The following is a 17054-nucleotide window of genomic DNA, read 5'->3' as shown; positions in this document are numbered from 1 at the left end:
AGTGTTACAATAGATGCCTTAAGACCTTTTAAAGATTAATAAAACATATTTTCATTCTTTAAGTCTTTAAACAACATATAAGTCTTTAAACAACATATTATGAGTAAATAACATTATTCTTTACATATTTATATTTTTCTAAATAATTCTTTTAAATTATACTCTACAAATAAATATATTTCAATATTAGGCATCTGTAAATAGATAACAAGTCAAAGATGTGAAGGCTATTTTGTGATAGACAAGGAAATAGGTTCCGCAGATAGTGGGGCTATCAAAGGGTTCTGTTGACGAAGTATAGCGCGAAATAGACTAGCAGATTGACTTATTTAGTTTTTGAAGATGCCTTAGTAAAGGTTATGGAAATTTTAATTTTATTATGATTTAATTATAAATGAATGGAAAATTGCAAAAAAGGGGTTTATTATTTAAAATAAGGTGTAATAATATAACCCATCCAATTACAGCATTTTACAGTATTTGTAAATAAAAAAGCTGTTGAAAAATAAATTATAAAATCACAAAAAAAAGCAATAATTCCTTCACCTTTTTGAAGGAATTTTTAGGTAAGCATAGAATAATATGATAGGTAAGTAGCCTATATGCATTTATTTTTAAAATTATGAAATAAAATTGTAAAGATGGTAAAAATATACACAGAACTATTCGTAGAAGGAGAAGATGTAAATGGAGTTTAAACATATTTCTGTAATGCTTCAGGAATGTATAGAAGGTTTAAATATTAAGCCCGATGGTATATATGTAGATTGTACCTTAGGTGGTGCAGGACATTCTTTAGAGATTTTAAAGAATTTATCCTCAAAAGGCAGATTAATTGGTATTGATCAAGATGAAGATGCACTAAATGCAGCTAAAGAAAGACTAAAAGATTATAACAATGTAACCTTTGTGCATGATAATTTTTATAATATCAAAGAAATACTAGAAGAACTTAACATAAAAAAGGTAGATGGTATACTAATGGATTTAGGAGTTTCTTCTTACCAGCTAGATGAAGGAGAACGTGGTTTTAGCTATATGCAGGATGCTCCTTTAGACATGAGAATGAACAGAAATTCTCCTTTTTCTGCTTATAATGTGGTAAACGAATACAGCCAAGAAGAACTTTATGATGTGATAAAAAGCTTTGGTGAAGAAAAGTTTGCTAAGAAAATTGCTACAATTATTGTGGACAGGAGAAAGAAAAAGCCTATAGAAACTACCTTTGATTTAGTAGATATAATTAAAGCTTCAATTCCTGCAAAGTTTAGGCAAGAGGGAGGACATCCAGCTAAAAGAACTTTTCAAGCAATTAGGATTGAAGTTAATAAAGAACTACATATTTTAGATAGAGCCATAACTGATGGAGTAGAAGCTCTGAGCTTAGGTGGAAGAATGGCTATTATTACATTCCATTCCCTTGAGGATAGGATTGTGAAAAATAAGTTTAGGGACTTGCATGATCCATGTAAATGTCCTAAAGAGCTACCTATGTGCGTTTGTAATAAAACACCTATAATAAAGCTCATAAATAGAAAGCCTATAGAGGCTTCAGAAGAAGAATTAAAGTACAATTCAAGAAGTAAAAGTGCAAAGCTAAGAATTGCAGAGAAAATTTAGTTCTAAAAACGATATGGGGGTCGTAAAATGTTAATAGAGAATGAGAGTAATTCAATACATGGAAATACGGTATTAGCACCTAAAACAACTGCTCTACCTAAAGAAAAAATAAAAGTTAAGAAAAAGGTTAAAAGCAATTCAGAAGAAAATAGACAAAGATTACTAAAGGCCATGAAGTTTGCAGGAACTTTAGCCTCATCATTTGTTATTGCTTTTACAATACTTTTTAGATATAGTTCCATTTATTCAACTCAAAAAGAACTTATAAATATTAATAATCAAATTAGTGACCTCGCTGAAGAAAATGAAGGTTTAAAAGTTCAATTATTAAAGTATAACAATATAAGTTATATTGAAGAGGTGGCTACAAAGGAACTAAAAATGATAACACCAGTTGCAGGCAGTGCAGTATACTGTAATTTAAAATCAATTGAATTACCCCATGAAGAAAAAAATATAGAAAGTGCATCAAGGAAGTTCCTTGATAAGTTGAAAAGTTTCTTATTTTAATTTTAGGTATTTGAAAATAAATAACAAGTCAAAGATGTGAAGGATATTTTGAGTTCACAAGCAAGCTTGTGCGACCAGGAAACAGGTTCCGCAGATAGTAGAGCTATCTAAGGGTTCTGTTGACGCAGTATAACTCAAAATAGACAAACATACTGACTAATTTATTTTTTGAAAATGCCTTAGTTAGTGGGGGAGTAGAGGTGGCAAGAAAAGAATTTAGAGACAAAGTAATAATGAAAAAAAGAATGCTGTATACTCTTATGATAGTATTCGCTATTTTTATTGGACTTATTGTAAGAATTACTTTTATAATGTTCGTAGAAGGCGGTACATATAAGGCAAGAGCGACTCAACAATGGACAAGTGATGTTAAGATTAATGCTAAACGTGGTAGGATACTAGATAGAAATGAAAAGGAGTTAGCAGTGAGTGCTAACGTTTATAGGGTAGATTTAGATCTTAATGCCTTAAGGAATTCTATTGAACAGCAAAAAATAACAATGGAAACTATAGCTCCTAAAATTGCAGAAATAGCAAAAATGGATCCTGCTGAGGTACTAGATAAATTAACTAGACCACTTCCAAATGGTAAACCAAGAGGAGCAGCAATTTTAAAAAGAAGAATTGAAAAAGATATAGCTGATGGAATTAAAAAATATTCTGAGGAAATGTCTCTTCGTGGACTTGTTATTTCACCCGATACTAAGAGATACTATCCTAATGGAAGCTTTGCAGCTCATATATTAGGACACACTAACTCTGATGGAGAAGGGCTTACAGGAATTGAACTCCAATATAACAAGTTTCTTGCAGGTGTGCCAGGTATAAAAATTGCTGAAACAGATCAAAAAAGTGAAGACCTTCCTTATAAAATATCTGAGTATACAGAACCAGTTGATGGAAGAGATGTAGTTTTGACCATTGACGAAAATATACAATATTTTGCTGAGAAAGCGGCCTCACAAGCTTTAAAAGACAATGATGCTAAGGCGGTTTCGGTTATTGTAATGGATCCTAAGACTGGCGAGATACTAGCTATGGCAAACAAGCCTGATTATGATCCAAATAACCCATGGCCAGAAGGGCTTAGTAACGAAGATACGCAGAAGACCTGGAGAAATAGAGCTGTAAGTGATGCTTATGAGCCAGGGTCAATTTTCAAGGTTGTAACCGCTACTGCTGCCATTGAAAAAGGGGTTTTAAAAGAAGGTGAAACCTTTAATTGTGGCGGCGGATTGACTATTGGTGGAAGAACTATTCACTGCTGGAAGACTTCAGGCCATGGACCTTTAGACTTCGAAGGAATCATAAAAAACTCTTGTAACGTAGGGTTTATGGTACTTGCCGATAGGATGAAAAAGGAAGCATTAAATGAATATATATATAAATATGGTTTTGGTAAAAAAACTGGTATTGATTTGCCAGGAGAAGCAAGAGGGATAGTAAAGCCAACTGAGCAAATATCTGTAACAGATTTGGCAACCATATCTTTTGGACAGAGTAATACTGTTTCTGCTATACAATATATGCAAGCTTTTAATAGCATAGCCAATGGAGGAACCTTAATCACTCCTCACCTAATGAAGGAAGTTATACATTATGATGATGACAGTAACAGAGTAATTGACGCTACCTTCTCAAATTACAATAAAAGATCTGAGATAAAGTCAGAAACTATGGAAAGAATGAGAAAACATTTAGAAGCTACAGTTGCAACTGGTGGGGCATCAAAAGCACATATTCCAGGTTATCATATAGCGGGTAAAACTGGTACAGCTCAGAAGGTGGATCCAGTAAATGGAGGATATGCACAAGGAAAATATATTTCTTCATTTGCAGGAATGGCTCCTGCTAATGATCCAAAGGTAACTGTGTTTATTTCCATAGATGAGCCTAACCCATCTCTATACTATGCTGGCCAAATAGCAGCACCAGTAGGAAAAGTGTTGTTTAATGATATATTTAACTATTTTGCTTTAAAGCCAGATGCAAACTCAGAGGATGTACAGAAAAGCTTAAAGAAAGATGTTGTTATATCTGAAATAAGAGGACAGAAAAAAGCCGATGCAACTAAAATTTTAAAGGATATTGGGCTTAGCTATAGAATAGAAGGTGATGGAGAATATGTAGTAGATATTAGTCCAAAGCCAGGTTACATGGTTAAAGAAGGAAGCGAGATAATTCTCTATACCGGTAAACAGTCACAAACAGATAGCACTGTAGGTGTACCAGACTTAATGGGAACTACACCAGAGTCAGCAAGAAAACTTTTAGAAAACCTGGGACTCAAAGTACAATTTGTTGGAGACGGAGTTGTGGGTGGTCAGAGTATTGAAGCTGGTCAGATAGTTAAGAAGGGTACTGTTATAACTTGTCATTTACAGGTTTTAGCGGACTAGAAAAGTGCTGAGCGAAAGGTTATTGCACACTGTAATAATCTGGTGTATAAATATAATATGTTAAAGGAAAATCACCGGTAGATTGCAGCAGCTTTGCTGTGCTACCGGATTTGCCTTGTATGCCAAGATTTTTTATTACATAGAAAGCTCATAATAATATAAATTCAATCACTATTTACAAAAATATAAAGGAGTGAAAAAATGGAGATTAAGAGTCTTTTAGAAAATATAAATTATAATATATTAAGTGGACTAGACGATGTTGAAATAAATTCTGTTCAATATGATAGCAGAAAAGTAAAATCAGGAGACATATTTTTTGCTATAGAAGGGTTTAATGTAGATGGACATAAATTTATAAACAAGGCCATTGACAATGGAGCAAAGGTTATAGTAGTACAAAAGTCTGTAGAATATGTAGAAGGAATAACTTATATTAGTGTTGAAGATAGTAGAAAAGCTTTAGCATTAGCAGCATCCAGTTACTATGGTCATCCAAGCAGAAAAATGAAGATTATTGGAGTTACAGGAACTAATGGTAAGACTACTTCAGTTTTTATGCTTAAAGCTATACTAGAGGAAAAAGGTTATAAAGTAGGTTTAATTGGAACTATAGCAAACTATATTGGTAAAACAGAAATTCATACGGATAAAACTACTCCAGAATCTTTAGAACTACAAGGATTATTTCAAGAAATGGTGGAAAATGGAGTAGACTACTGCGTTATGGAAGTATCCTCTCATTCTTTAGATCTACATAGGGTTTATGGAATAGAGTTTGCAGAAGGAATTTTTACAAATCTTACACAAGATCATTTAGATTTTCATAAAACCTTTGAAAATTATTTTAATGCAAAAGCAAAACTATTTTCAATGAGCAAAAATTCTATAATAAATATAGATGATACTTATGGCAAAAGATTAGTAGAAATGGTAAAGGAAAATATAACTACCTATTCACTATTAAAAGATAGTGACTTAAAAGCATATAATTTAAACTTACACTCTAGGGGAATAGGATTTACTTTAAATCATCAGGGCCAGGAGATAGTAATTCAGTTATCTATTCCAGGAAAATATAATGTGTATAATGCTCTTGGTTGCATTGGAGTTGCTTTAAATGAAGGGGTGGATTTATATACAATTAAAAATGCCCTTGAAAAAGTTACAGTGCCAGGAAGATGTGAAATTGTTACTTTAAACAATCATTTAGATTTCGATGTTATTGTGGATTATTCCCATACTCCAGACAGTTTAGAAAACATACTTAAAAACGTGAGAGAATTTACTCCAGGAAGACTTATTTGTGTCTTTGGCTGTGGTGGAGATAGAGATAGAACTAAAAGACCGATTATGGGTGGAATTGGTACTGAATTAAGCGATTTTGCTATAATCACCTCTGATAATCCTAGAACTGAAGATCCTTTCAGTATTATCGAGGAAATTAGGGCAGGAGTGAAAAAGAATAATTATGAAATGATTGAGAATAGAAGAGAAGCCATAAAAAGAGCTATGTGCATAGCAGCTAACGGAGATATTATCGTTATTGCTGGAAAAGGACATGAAACCTACCAAATACTTAAAGATAAAACTATAGACTTTGATGAAAGAAAAGTTGTAGCAGAGATTATAAAGGAGCTGGAGTTATAGATGGAAAAAATAACGTTAGATCAAATAGTTGAAGGAGTCAAAGGAAAGATATTAAAACCGGGGAAAACTATAGAATTTGATAAAGTTTCAATAGATAGTAGAAAAGTAACTCCTGGAGATATATTTTTTGCTTTAGCTGGAGAGAATTTTGATGGTCATAGTTATCTAGACAAAGCAATAGAAGCAGGTGCAGCTCTTTGTATAATTCACAGGGAAGATTTAAATTTAAAGGATTTTAATGAGAATGTAGCTATTATATTGGTAGAAGATACTAGAACAGCTCTTTTAGATTTAGCGGAATATTATAGAAGAACACTAAATATAAAAGTTATAGGCATTACTGGGTCTACTGGGAAAACCTCTACTAAAGATTTAGTTGCTGCAGTTTTAAGTCCCAAATATAAGGTTTTTAAAACAAAAGGAAATTTTAATAATGAGGTAGGCTTACCACTTATGGTATTTTCTCTTGATAATAGCTATGATATAGCAATATTAGAAATGGGAATGAGCAATCTTGGAGAAATTGAAAGGCTTGCAAAAGTTGCAAGACCGGACCTTGGAATAATAACAAATATTGGCCTTTCTCATATAGAAAATTTAAAATCTAGGGAAAATATTTTGAAGGCAAAAATGGAGATTACCTCATTCTTTGGAAGAGATAATAAGCTGATTATAAATGGTGATAATGACATGCTCCAAAGTTTAACTTCAGACAATTATAAAATTATAAAAATTGGATTAGAAAATGATTATAATTTTACAGCTAGCAGAATAATTATAAATAATGACCATATAAAATTTAATGTTGTTGAAGGGGGAAAAGAAGTAGAAAATCCAATTGAAGTGGGAATTCCAGGAATGCATAATGTGTTAAATTCCTTACTTGCTATTGCAGCAGCTAGAGAACTAGGGGTAACTTACGAAGAAATTTCTAAGGGAATTGAGTCTTTAGAATTTACTTCTATGAGATTAGACATTGTTAACTGTGGCAAGTATATAATTATTAATGATGCCTATAATGCAAGTCCAGATTCTATGGAAGCTGCCTTAGATGTACTTAAAAACTATGAAGGCAAGAGAAAAATTGCGGTTCTTGGTACAATGAAGGAATTAGGACATGAGGCTTTTAATGCTCATATGAGAGTTGGAAGTTATGCTAGAAAGTCCAATGTAGATTTACTACTTACAGCGGGGGAATTTAACGATGCCTTTAGGACTGGATATGGAGACGAAAGTATTTTCACCTTCCATACTGGGGAAGAATTATTAAGTTATTTATCAACCACTATAAAAGAAGGAGATGTTATTTTGGTAAAGGCATCAAGAACTATGAAATTTGAAAGTATTGTTAGTGGTATACAAAAGACAACTGTTTAGGGAGGGGTATAGTATGAGTAAAGTTGTATATTCTGTGCTAGTTGCTTTTTTAGTAGCACTTTTAATAGCTCCATTTCTTATTCCAATGCTTCATAAGTTTAAATTTGGTCAAAACATTAGAGATGAAGGACCAGAAAGTCATAAGAAAAAGCAAGGAACTCCAACAATGGGAGGAATAATTTTTATAATTGCTACTTGCTTAACAATGATTGTCATTGTTAGAAATCCAAAGGATGAAGCTATGATAGCTCTTTATTCCTTAGTTGCGTTTGGAATAATTGGACTTATAGATGATGCACTTAAAATCATCAAAAAGAAAAACGAGGGACTAAAAAGTTATCAAAAGATGATTCTGATAGTTCTTGCTTCAGGATTTTTAGGGTATTATGCAACTAGGAAAATTGGTACAGACATCATGATACCATTCTTTACAGCAAATACCTTTGACTTAGGAGTATTCTTTATACCTTGTATAATAGTTTACTTTGCAGCAACTACTAATGCAGTTAATCTTACTGATGGTCTTGATGGATTAGCAAGTTCTATTACATTGCTTGTTATGACCTTCTTTGCACTTGTAAGCTTTGGCATGGGTTACTATACTTTAGCTATCTTCTGTGGAATTTTAGCTGGTTCTCTTTTGGGCTTTCTAAGATATAATTCCTATCCAGCGCAAATATTTATGGGAGATACTGGTTCTCTAGCCTTAGGTGGTGCTATAGCTGCCATTGCCATGATTTTAAAATTAGAACTACTTGTTATAATTGTTGGTGGAATATATGTTATAGAAACTCTATCTGTAATAATACAAGTAATTTCCTTTAAGCTTACTGGAAAAAGAGTATTCAAAATGAGTCCTCTTCATCATCATTTTGAACTTAGTGGATGGCATGAAAGCAAGATTGTAGCAGTATTTTCAATCATTACAGTAGTGTTATGTTTGATAGGTTTTTTATCAATAACACATTAAAATACAATAGGGGGATTAAATATGAAGAAACCCAAAATGAAGTTGGGAGAAGTTGATTTTATTCTTTTTGCTACTATTTTAATGCTAGTTACCGTAGGAGTTGTCATGGTTTATAGTGCTAGTTCATATTTTGCAGCCTTTAGATATGAAGATCCAGAATACTTTCTTTGGAGGCAATTGTTTGCAGCTTGTGTTGGTATGGTAGCTATGTTCTTCACACTAAATACTGATTATCATAAACTAAAGAAATATACAAGAATTCTAATTATATTTACTTTTATAGCACTATGTTTAGTGTTTGTATTTCCACCTGTCAATGGAGCGCAAAGATGGATAAAATTAGGACCACTATCCTTTCAGCCCTCTGAGTTGACAAAGTACGTTGTAGTTTTATACGTGGCAAAAAGTATCGAAGCTAAGGGTGAGAGAATTAAATTATTTATAAAGGGTGTAATACCACATCTTGCATTTGCAGGATTCTTTGCTGGAATGGTAATACTTGAGAAAAACCTTAGTATTGCTACGGTTATAATGTTAGTTACTGTAGCTATGCTTTTCATAGGAGGCACTAAGTTTTCATATATTGCGGAAATGGGATTAGGGCTATTAGGACTTGTTGGACTGGCAATATGGTTTGAACCTTACAGAATGAAGAGAATTACAGGGTTTCTAGATCCTTGGTCAGACTCTCAGGTTACAGGCTATCAGTTAGTACAATCTCTTTTAGCTTTAGGTTCAGGAGGACTTACTGGAGTGGGTATAGGACAATCTAGACAAAAGTGTTTTTATATACCAGAACCCCACAATGATTTTATATTCTCTGTTATTGGTGAAGAATTAGGCTTTATTGGATGTATGTTTATTGTAGTGCTTTTTATTATCTTCTTATGGAGAGGAATTATGGCTGCTTCAAAGGCAAAGGATGTTTATGGAGCACTTCTAGCAACGGGCATAACAGCGGTTGTAATATTACAAAGCTTGATTAATATAGCCGTTGTAACTGGTTCAATGCCAGTTACTGGAGTGCCACTGCCCTTTATTAGCTATGGAGGTACATCCTTATCTATTAATATGATGTTTGTGGGAATTCTTCTGAATATAACAAGACAAAATAATAGTTAAGTATAGATTTATTACATGTAATTATAACTTTAAATTAAATAATAGGAATTTACCTGTAAACAAAAGTGACTTACCAGTGGTAAGTCATTTTTTTAATTATTTTAGGCAATTTATAATGAATTTAATTATAATTAGTGGTATCATGATATTGTATAAATTTTATAGTTTTAGGCATTTTTAAAACATAAATAAGTCAGTATGTTTGTCTATTTTGAGTTATACTGCGTCAACAGAATCCTTAGATAGCTCTACTATCGGCGGAACCTGTTTCCTGGTCGCAAAAGCTTGCTTGTGAACATAAGCTTGCTTGTGAACATAAGCTTGCTTGTGAACTCAAAATATCCTTCACATCTTTGACTTGTTATTTATTTTCAAATGCCTTGTGCTGAATTTTATGGTGGTGAATTAATGAATAATAAGCAAAATAAAAAGGAATATGGAAAGTATATTCTTGAGAATAAACAAGCTATACTAAGCAAAAAGAAAAAACTTAAATCGATAAGACGCGGTGTCTTTTGTATAATTATTATGACATCCATATTAGTAACTTTATGCTTTAATTTGGATTACTTTGACATTGGAGAAATTGGAGTAGTGGGTAATAGCACCTTAACTTCAGAGGAAGTAGTAAAGCTTTCAGAGCTAAGCAATGGAAATAATATTTTTAAGTTTCAATCAAATTCTGTGAAAAATAAGGTTCTAAGAAATCCTTATATTATGGATATTAAAATAGAACGGAAGCTTCCAAATATAGTAAACTTAATTGTTTCTGAAAGAAAAGCAATGTTTTATGTCCAATATGATGATAGTTTTTATATCGTTGATAGCAATGCTGTTGTATTAGAAAAAAGAAGCAGTATAGAAGGGATGAATTTGGCCAAAATAGAGGGTGTTGATTTATCTGCTGCAAAAATCGGTGAGGTATTGCCTTTGGATAATGAAGAAAAGAAAAAGGCAATAAGAGAACTTTGTGATTTTGTCTATAGTAATAATGCAATAGGAAGTCACGTGGTATCAGCTATTCTACTTAATGACCTTGTAGATATAAAAGTTTTAGTAGATAAGGCAGAAATAAAGCTTGGTACTAGTGAAGATATGAAAGAAAAACTGTCAAAAGCTTTTAGCATTTTAAGTGATGAACAATTTAAAGGCTTTAATGGATATGTAGATGTAAGTTTTAAGGGTAATCCAGTGATTTATAAACGAGAATAGGAGGACAAAGTATTGAAGAAGTTTGTTTACCAATTAACTATGGGACTAATATTTTTATTATTTGGATTTATGGTAACTTCACAATTAAATATGAGAGAAAAACAAGCTGCTGTGGCAGATAATAATAAACAGAGTCCAGAAATTCTTGTTGAGAATGAGCAGCTAAAAAAGAGAAGAGATGAACTTCAAAAAAAGGTTAATGAGCTTACAGAAAAATCTCAAAACTACGAGGCTGCTGCAGCTGGGAAAACTGATGAGAGTAATTTGTTAGTACAAGAACTTCAGGAAACTAGACTAAGAGCAGGATTAAGTGATGTAAAAGGCCCAGGAATTGTTATTTATATAACTCCGAAGGCAAACTTATTCGGTAGTTCAGTTGATCGTCAACCAATTCTTGACTTTGATTTATTATCTATTGTAAATGAGCTTTATGCAGTAGGGGCAGAAGCCATATCTATTAATGATATACGTCTTACAAATAGAAGTGGAATTAGGTCAGCAGGAAATGGTATTATTATAAATAATGAAAAAGTTTCACCGCAAAAAAGAGTAACGATAAAAGCTATTGGAGATAAGAAAACCTTTAGTGAAACTCTTAACTTTTATGGAGCTTTTTCGAAACATTTGGAAGATGGTTGTGACATTTCTATTGAACCAAGTGATGAAGTAATAATAAAAAAAGGACAAGATTCTTTAAAATATGAATATGTTAAAGAGGTTGAAAAATAGGGGTGGTTAAATGGTTGCATTTGTAGGATTAATTCTTGGTATTGTATTAGGGATAGTTTGGAATGTCAATATTCCATTAAAGTTTTCTCCATATATATCTGTAGCTATATTTGCGTGTATAGATTCTATATTTGGGGCAATTAGATCAAGTTTAAATAAGGATTTTAGACCAGATATCTTTGTTTCAGGTTTTTTTGGTAATGCTGTACTAGCAGCATTAATGGTTTATCTTGGAGATAAGCTGGGAATTCCAATATATATAGCTGCAATTATTGTATTTGGAGAAAGGGTTTTTACAAATTTTGCGATAATAAGAAGGTTACTTATGGAACGAGCAAAGTTCCGTCATTGAGGTGATTAGATGCAAACAAATGAAGCAAGTATTTTTCTGTTTATAGCTTCGATTATTATTGGACTTTTAATTGCAATGAACATGGATTTAAGTAAGGGAGGCAAGCTGCTTGACGTAGAGCAGTATGAAACTGCATATAACGAGCGGATCAAATTACAAGGAGAAATTTATAACCTTCAAGAGAAATATGATGAGCTAACAGGAAAAGTTAGTAAAATTGAGGATAACCCAGGTAATCACAAGGATATTCTAAAAGATATAACCGAGGAACTTAAACGAAATAGATTAATGTTAGGTAAGACTGCAGTTAAAGGAGAAGGAGTAAAAATTACCCTAAATGATGCACCTGAGGCAACTTTTGGGGGAGTGTATGATCGGAGAATGGTAGTCCATGATTCTGACTTAGCAATAGTAATTAATGATTTAAGGAATGCAGGGGCAGAAGCTATAGCAATAAATGATCATAGGGTAGTGTTTAACTCTTCAGCAATTTGTTGGGGTGCTCCTATAAGATTCGATGGAGTTAACGTAGTTGGTCCTTTTTACATTACTGCTATAGGAAACAAAGATGTAATAAAAAACTTCTTAGATACTCAAAAAAATCAAGTGAAGGAACTAAAGCTAAGAAAATGTTACGTGGAAGTAGAAACTTCTTCAGAAATTATAATTCCTGCTTATAATAGCTCTTTAGAAAATAAATATTTATTGCCATATGTGGAAAAATAAATCTGAGATTTTACCAATATATTAAAATAATTAAAAAATTTATTAATTTTTGAAGGAATTTCAGCAGGTTATGAAGAATACATGGTATAGTACCTTGATGACCTAGGATAACCTAATTTGAAAATAAGGAGAATAGGATATACAAGGAGGAATAAAAGTGTCAATTGAAGAAAATTATTTAAATATTTTAAAAGATATTCCAAAGGATGTAACTTTGCTGGCAGTATCAAAGACAAGAAGTGTGGAAGAAATTCTTGAAGCTTACAACGCTGGCGCAAGAGAATTTGGAGAAAATAAAGTTCAGGAACTTAGTGAAAAATTTGAACAACTTCCAAAAGATATTAAATGGCATTTAATTGGACATCTTCAGAGAAATAAGGTGAAGTATTTAGTTGATAAAGTCCATTTAATTCATTCTCTTGATAGTATTAAGCTTCTAGAAGAGTTAGAAAAACAATTTTCATCGAAAGATAGGGTTGCTAATGTACTTATACAAATTAACATTGGAAAAGAAACTACAAAAACGGGCATAAGTGTTGAAGAGTTAGAAGATATAATCAGTGCTTGTGAAAAATGTAACTCAGTGAAAGTTAGAGGTTTAATGGCAACCATTCCTATTGGTGGTGAAGAGAGCTGTAGAGTTTATTTCAGTGAGATGAAAAAGATATTTGAAGGATTAAAGAAGAGGTCCTTTAAAAATATAAACATGGAAGTTTTATCAATTGGAATGACTGGTGATTATAAACTAGCTATTGAAGAGGGGTCAACCCTAATTCGGATAGGTGAAGGTGTTTTTGGTAAAAGAAATTATAATAAATAATCTTTGGGAGGATAAATTATGGAGAACAAGTTTATGAAGGGTTTAGGAAGAATAATTGGATTTGAAGAAGAAGATTATGAAGATGAAGATGTTGTAGAAAATGAAGATGAGAAAGAGCAAGCTGAAGACAAAAGTGAACTTGAAATCGAACCTTTTATGGCAAATATGAAGAAACAAAGCAAGATTGTTAATATTCATACTGCCTCTACAGCAAAGGTAGTAATTAGCAAACCCATGAACTATGATGAAGGCACTGCCATAGTAGATAATTTAAAAAACAGAAGAATTGTTATTGTGAATATTACTGGGGTGGAACAAAAGGTAGGTCACAAAATTTTAGATTTTCTTATAGGAGCAATATATGCTTTAGAAGGTGGTTTGCAACAGGTTGAAAAAGGAGTGTTCATTTTAACTCCATCAAATGTTGAAGTTACAAGTGAACTTAAAAATGAATTAACTAATAAAGGAATTTTTAGTTGGTCTAAATAGGAGGCTTAAATGGCTGTAAGAATAATTAACATTTTATTTGAAGTATTAAAAATGGCAATTATAGCTGATGCGATACTTTCATGGGTTCCTAATGCTAAAAACTCTAAGCTCTGGTATACAATAAGAGCTTTCACAGCCCCGTTGATGGAACCAAGTGAAAAAATTAATGACAGATTTTTAGGGAATTTGCCAATTGATTTATCTCCTATTATTGCTTATGGTATAGCTTCAATTATACAAAGCATTATTCTAGTAATTGTGGGAATTATATAAAAAGGGTGTTTATTTATGGAAAAAACAGCATTTATTAATTCTTTTGATCAATGTGACAAAAATTATATATCTAATATCTACAACAGTATAATGCTTTGTAAAAAAACTCATAATACAGTTTTTACTAAAGAATTCCTTATTCCTTATATTTATAACAAACTTATTAATATGGAAAAGGAACTTGGGGTAAAGATCTATTGTTATGGAGTATATGAGGAGTGTGAAAGGAAAATTGTTGCCTTTGACCTCTATGAGGAGCCTAGAGAATATCCAATTGATTTAATTAAAATAACTAACAAATCGAAATTCAAAAATTTAACTCATAGAGATTATCTTGGATCACTGATGTCTTTGGGATTGAAAAGGGAAGTTTTTGGAGACTTAGTGGTTGAGAATAATAGTTGTTATGTACCTGTATTAGGTGACATAACAAATTACATAGTGGCAAGTTTGGAAACTGTAGGAAGTTGTCCTTGTGAAATTGAAATTCTTGAGAGTAATATAGAAAATATACCTATGGTAAAGTTTCAAGAGAAAGTTATTATCTGTTCATCTCTTAGGTTGGATAACGTAGTTAGTGAATTGTGTAATTTGTCTAGAAATGATGGCAATACTCTAATAAATAATGGCTCTGTTATGATTAATCATATATTGTATAATAAGAAAGATAAGTTAGTTAAACCATTAGATATTATTACTATAAGAGGTTATGGTAAGTTTAAAATACAAGAAATTGTAGGAGAGACTCAAAAGAATCGCTTAAAGGTCGTAATAAGAAAATACACTTAATATAGGGGTGATTAGTATGAAAATAACTTCAATGGATATTAATAATAAAGAGTTCAAAAGAGTGATGAGAGGTTATAGCGCTGATGAAGTAGATGAGTTTTTAGAAAAAATAGCAGAAGATTATGAAGTAATATATAAAGAAAATACTACTTTAAAAGAGAAAATCAGTGTTTTTCAAGATAAGCTAGATCACTACACAAAGATAGAGAGTACAATTCAAAGCACATTACTTCTTGCTCAAAATGCGGCAGAGCAGGCAAAGCTAAGCGCTCAAACTGAAGCAGAATTAATTATTAGAAATGCAAACGAAAGTGCAAAAAAAGTTATGGATAAGGCTCATTCAGATGTGCTTACAATTAATGATGAATTTGAGAGAACTAAACAAGAATTTGCTAAGTTCAGAGCTAAATTTAGAAACTTTATGATAAGTCAAATGGAAATGTTTGAAGCTTTAGAAAAGGATTTTGATAAAAATTATAATATTTCTACTATAGTAGAAGAGGATAATGCCAATATTTCAAATAATAGTTTAAACCAGAAGAAAATTAAAGAAATAGAAAAATTTGATTACAATACTTCTGAATTTGAAGAAATCAAAAGTTTTTTTGCCTCTGATAACTAAGTGAGAAATATAAGAGCTCACAAGAAAATTTTGTTTTTAATCTCACTCCTAGAGTGGGATTTTTAATTTTATTTAGTTTTATAATGAAATAATTTATGAGTAATGGAAATAATCACAAGGGGAAGGTGAATAAGGCTTATTTAATTTTATGATGAGATTAAATTTGATACCTTCAGTGAAGGTTATAGTAATTCACAAATATACTTTTTATAACAATTACCTTTCCTAGTTAAAAAATACTTAAGTATTTTTTAACTTCAAGATTTATATCTATATATTAAAACTCTAAATTTGAGGAGAAGTGAATGGATATTATTAATGTATGTGATGCTTTTAGTTCTTATAAGATTTATATTACCAGTGGATGTAAGGATTTTAAAAGCGTTTTAGGTGCTACTGGATTTGAAAAAAATAATAAAATCTTTATTATAACAGATCATATGATATATTCTATTTATAAGGAAAAAATTAATGAATTATTTTCAGGTTTTAATTTTAAGGTTCACGTTATATCTTCAGGAGAAAAAAATAAAAACATTAATACTGTAAATAACATATATGAGTTTTTATTGAAAAATGGTAGTGACAGGTCTAGTACTTTGGTGGCCTTTGGAGGAGGAATAGTTGGAGATTTAACTGGGTTTGTGGCTGCTACTTATATGAGAGGAATGAAATATATAAGTATTCCCACTACAGTTATTTCAATGGTAGATAGTTCTGTGGGGGGGAAGGTTGGTTACAACTTTCAAAACATAAAAAATGCTATTGGGACTTTTTATGTTCCACACTTAGTCTTTATAGATATAGATTATTTAAAGACTCTTCCCAAGGAAGAGTTCATTAATGGCATGGCAGAAGTAGTAAAATATGGTGTAATCAAGGAAAAGTCATTGCTAAATTATCTAAAAGAGAATTTGAAAGAGATAATGAGTTTAGAGGAAGAAAAGCTTTTATACATAATTAAAGAATCTCTAAAAATAAAAAATGAAGTTGTTTCAAAAGATTTTAGGGATAGTAACTTTAGGAATATACTTAATTTCGGGCATACAATTGGTCATGGAATTGAAATAGCTTCTGACCATAAGCTTCCTCATGGATATGCTGTTGCCTTGGGAATGTTAACAGAATTAAGGCTATCTCAATATAAATTAGGATTAGGTGAGGAAGTTTATAAGGAGATTTATAACTTATTGAGAAACATAGGATTCCCAACACAGTATAAAGTTGACAATATTAATTTGTTTATGTATGCTATTAAACATGATAAGAAAATAGAAAATAATGAAATTAATATGCCTTTAATTGAAAAAATAGGGCTAACTGTGACTAAAGTGGTTGTGGAAGAAAATCTTATTATTAAAGCAATTGAAGAAAGCATTGGAAGGAGATAAGTT

General features: G+C 31.6%; 17 protein-coding genes. All 17 read left to right on the top strand.

Going from position 1 to position 17054, the window contains the following annotated elements; translation table 11 throughout:
* Nucleotides 1–687 precede the first annotated feature (687 nt).
* The 17 genes from rsmH to aroB all read left to right on the top strand — a co-directional run bounded on the left by rsmH (nucleotide 688) and on the right by aroB (nucleotide 17051).
* The gene (gene rsmH / locus J2Z44_RS07755; RefSeq protein WP_021282389.1) at nucleotides 688–1620 is read left to right on the top strand and encodes a 16S rRNA (cytosine(1402)-N(4))-methyltransferase RsmH; all 933 of its coding nucleotides are present in this window, start codon (nucleotides 688–690) and stop codon (nucleotides 1618–1620) included.
* A gap of 27 nt (nucleotides 1621–1647) precedes the next feature.
* Nucleotides 1648–2130, top strand: a complete 483-nt coding sequence (locus tag J2Z44_RS07750) for a septum formation initiator family protein (protein WP_021282390.1) — start codon at nucleotides 1648–1650, stop codon at nucleotides 2128–2130.
* A gap of 200 nt (nucleotides 2131–2330) precedes the next feature.
* A complete protein-coding gene (locus J2Z44_RS07745; RefSeq protein WP_021282391.1) occupies nucleotides 2331–4529 on the top strand; it encodes a stage V sporulation protein D in 2199 nt (732 codons plus the stop codon).
* A 201-nt stretch (nucleotides 4530–4730) separates the two neighbouring features.
* Nucleotides 4731–6179, top strand: a complete 1449-nt coding sequence (locus J2Z44_RS07740) for a UDP-N-acetylmuramoyl-L-alanyl-D-glutamate--2,6-diaminopimelate ligase (protein ID WP_021282392.1) — start codon at nucleotides 4731–4733, stop codon at nucleotides 6177–6179.
* The gene (locus J2Z44_RS07735) at nucleotides 6180–7556 is read left to right on the top strand and encodes a UDP-N-acetylmuramoyl-tripeptide--D-alanyl-D-alanine ligase (RefSeq protein ID WP_021282393.1); all 1377 of its coding nucleotides are present in this window, start codon (nucleotides 6180–6182) and stop codon (nucleotides 7554–7556) included.
* A gap of 13 nt (nucleotides 7557–7569) precedes the next feature.
* On the top strand, nucleotides 7570–8526 hold the full coding sequence (gene mraY, locus J2Z44_RS07730; protein ID WP_209649470.1) for a phospho-N-acetylmuramoyl-pentapeptide-transferase: 957 nt from the start codon (nucleotides 7570–7572) through the stop codon (nucleotides 8524–8526).
* 21 nt (nucleotides 8527–8547) lie between these two features.
* A complete protein-coding gene (gene spoVE / locus J2Z44_RS07725) occupies nucleotides 8548–9648 on the top strand; it encodes a stage V sporulation protein E (protein WP_021282396.1) in 1101 nt (366 codons plus the stop codon).
* Nucleotides 9649–10056: 408 nt separating this feature from the next.
* Nucleotides 10057–10860 carry a cell division protein FtsQ/DivIB gene (locus tag J2Z44_RS07720; protein WP_021282397.1) on the top strand — a complete coding sequence of 268 codons (804 nt, stop codon included), beginning with the start codon at nucleotides 10057–10059 and terminating at the stop codon, nucleotides 10858–10860.
* A gap of 12 nt (nucleotides 10861–10872) precedes the next feature.
* The gene (locus tag J2Z44_RS07715) at nucleotides 10873–11589 is read left to right on the top strand and encodes a DUF881 domain-containing protein (protein ID WP_021282398.1); all 717 of its coding nucleotides are present in this window, start codon (nucleotides 10873–10875) and stop codon (nucleotides 11587–11589) included.
* Between the two features lie 10 nt (nucleotides 11590–11599).
* Entirely contained in the window at nucleotides 11600–11941 is a 342-nt protein-coding gene (locus J2Z44_RS07710) for a small basic family protein (RefSeq protein ID WP_209649469.1), read from the top strand.
* 9 nt (nucleotides 11942–11950) lie between these two features.
* Nucleotides 11951–12667 (top strand): DUF881 domain-containing protein, encoded by a 717-nt coding sequence (locus J2Z44_RS07705; RefSeq protein WP_209649468.1) that lies wholly within the window; start codon nucleotides 11951–11953, stop codon nucleotides 12665–12667.
* A gap of 157 nt (nucleotides 12668–12824) precedes the next feature.
* A complete protein-coding gene (locus J2Z44_RS07700; RefSeq protein WP_021285808.1) occupies nucleotides 12825–13487 on the top strand; it encodes a YggS family pyridoxal phosphate-dependent enzyme in 663 nt (220 codons plus the stop codon).
* Nucleotides 13488–13505: 18 nt separating this feature from the next.
* Complete coding sequence (locus tag J2Z44_RS07695; RefSeq protein WP_021285809.1) at nucleotides 13506–13976, top strand: cell division protein SepF; 471 nt, start codon at nucleotides 13506–13508, stop codon at nucleotides 13974–13976.
* 9 nt (nucleotides 13977–13985) lie between these two features.
* Nucleotides 13986–14249, top strand: coding sequence for a YggT family protein (locus J2Z44_RS07690; RefSeq protein ID WP_021285810.1), 264 nt, complete (start codon nucleotides 13986–13988; stop codon nucleotides 14247–14249).
* A gap of 15 nt (nucleotides 14250–14264) precedes the next feature.
* Nucleotides 14265–15038 (top strand): YlmH family RNA-binding protein, encoded by a 774-nt coding sequence (locus J2Z44_RS07685; RefSeq protein WP_021285811.1) that lies wholly within the window; start codon nucleotides 14265–14267, stop codon nucleotides 15036–15038.
* Between the two features lie 16 nt (nucleotides 15039–15054).
* Nucleotides 15055–15660: a DivIVA domain-containing protein gene (locus J2Z44_RS07680; protein ID WP_209649467.1), complete on the top strand. Its 606-nt coding sequence runs from the start codon at nucleotides 15055–15057 to the stop codon at nucleotides 15658–15660.
* Between the two features lie 305 nt (nucleotides 15661–15965).
* Complete coding sequence (gene aroB / locus J2Z44_RS07675; protein ID WP_209649466.1) at nucleotides 15966–17051, top strand: 3-dehydroquinate synthase; 1086 nt, start codon at nucleotides 15966–15968, stop codon at nucleotides 17049–17051.
* Nucleotides 17052–17054 lie beyond the last annotated feature (3 nt).

Origin of the sequence: Clostridium punense, from assembly GCF_017874425.1 — a bacterium.
In the GTDB taxonomy this organism is placed as follows: domain Bacteria; phylum Bacillota; class Clostridia; order Clostridiales; family Clostridiaceae; genus Clostridium_J; species Clostridium_J punense.
The sequence above is the reverse complement of the archived record's forward strand: the minus strand, read 5'-3'. Positions and strand labels throughout refer to the sequence as shown.

Coding starts and splice junctions, on each gene's coding strand:
- aroB (WP_209649466.1), top strand. CDS start 15,966: ATGGATATTATTAATGTATGTGATGCTTTTAGTTCTTATAAGATTTAT.
- J2Z44_RS07740 (WP_021282392.1), top strand. CDS start 4,731: ATGGAGATTAAGAGTCTTTTAGAAAATATAAATTATAATATATTAAGT.
- mraY (WP_209649470.1), top strand. CDS start 7,570: ATGAGTAAAGTTGTATATTCTGTGCTAGTTGCTTTTTTAGTAGCACTT.
- spoVE (WP_021282396.1), top strand. CDS start 8,548: ATGAAGAAACCCAAAATGAAGTTGGGAGAAGTTGATTTTATTCTTTTT.
- J2Z44_RS07695 (WP_021285809.1), top strand. CDS start 13,506: ATGGAGAACAAGTTTATGAAGGGTTTAGGAAGAATAATTGGATTTGAA.
- J2Z44_RS07750 (WP_021282390.1), top strand. CDS start 1,648: ATGTTAATAGAGAATGAGAGTAATTCAATACATGGAAATACGGTATTA.
- J2Z44_RS07705 (WP_209649468.1), top strand. CDS start 11,951: ATGCAAACAAATGAAGCAAGTATTTTTCTGTTTATAGCTTCGATTATT.
- J2Z44_RS07680 (WP_209649467.1), top strand. CDS start 15,055: ATGAAAATAACTTCAATGGATATTAATAATAAAGAGTTCAAAAGAGTG.
- J2Z44_RS07710 (WP_209649469.1), top strand. CDS start 11,600: ATGGTTGCATTTGTAGGATTAATTCTTGGTATTGTATTAGGGATAGTT.
- J2Z44_RS07720 (WP_021282397.1), top strand. CDS start 10,057: ATGAATAATAAGCAAAATAAAAAGGAATATGGAAAGTATATTCTTGAG.
- J2Z44_RS07735 (WP_021282393.1), top strand. CDS start 6,180: ATGGAAAAAATAACGTTAGATCAAATAGTTGAAGGAGTCAAAGGAAAG.
- rsmH (WP_021282389.1), top strand. CDS start 688: ATGGAGTTTAAACATATTTCTGTAATGCTTCAGGAATGTATAGAAGGT.
- J2Z44_RS07685 (WP_021285811.1), top strand. CDS start 14,265: ATGGAAAAAACAGCATTTATTAATTCTTTTGATCAATGTGACAAAAAT.
- J2Z44_RS07690 (WP_021285810.1), top strand. CDS start 13,986: ATGGCTGTAAGAATAATTAACATTTTATTTGAAGTATTAAAAATGGCA.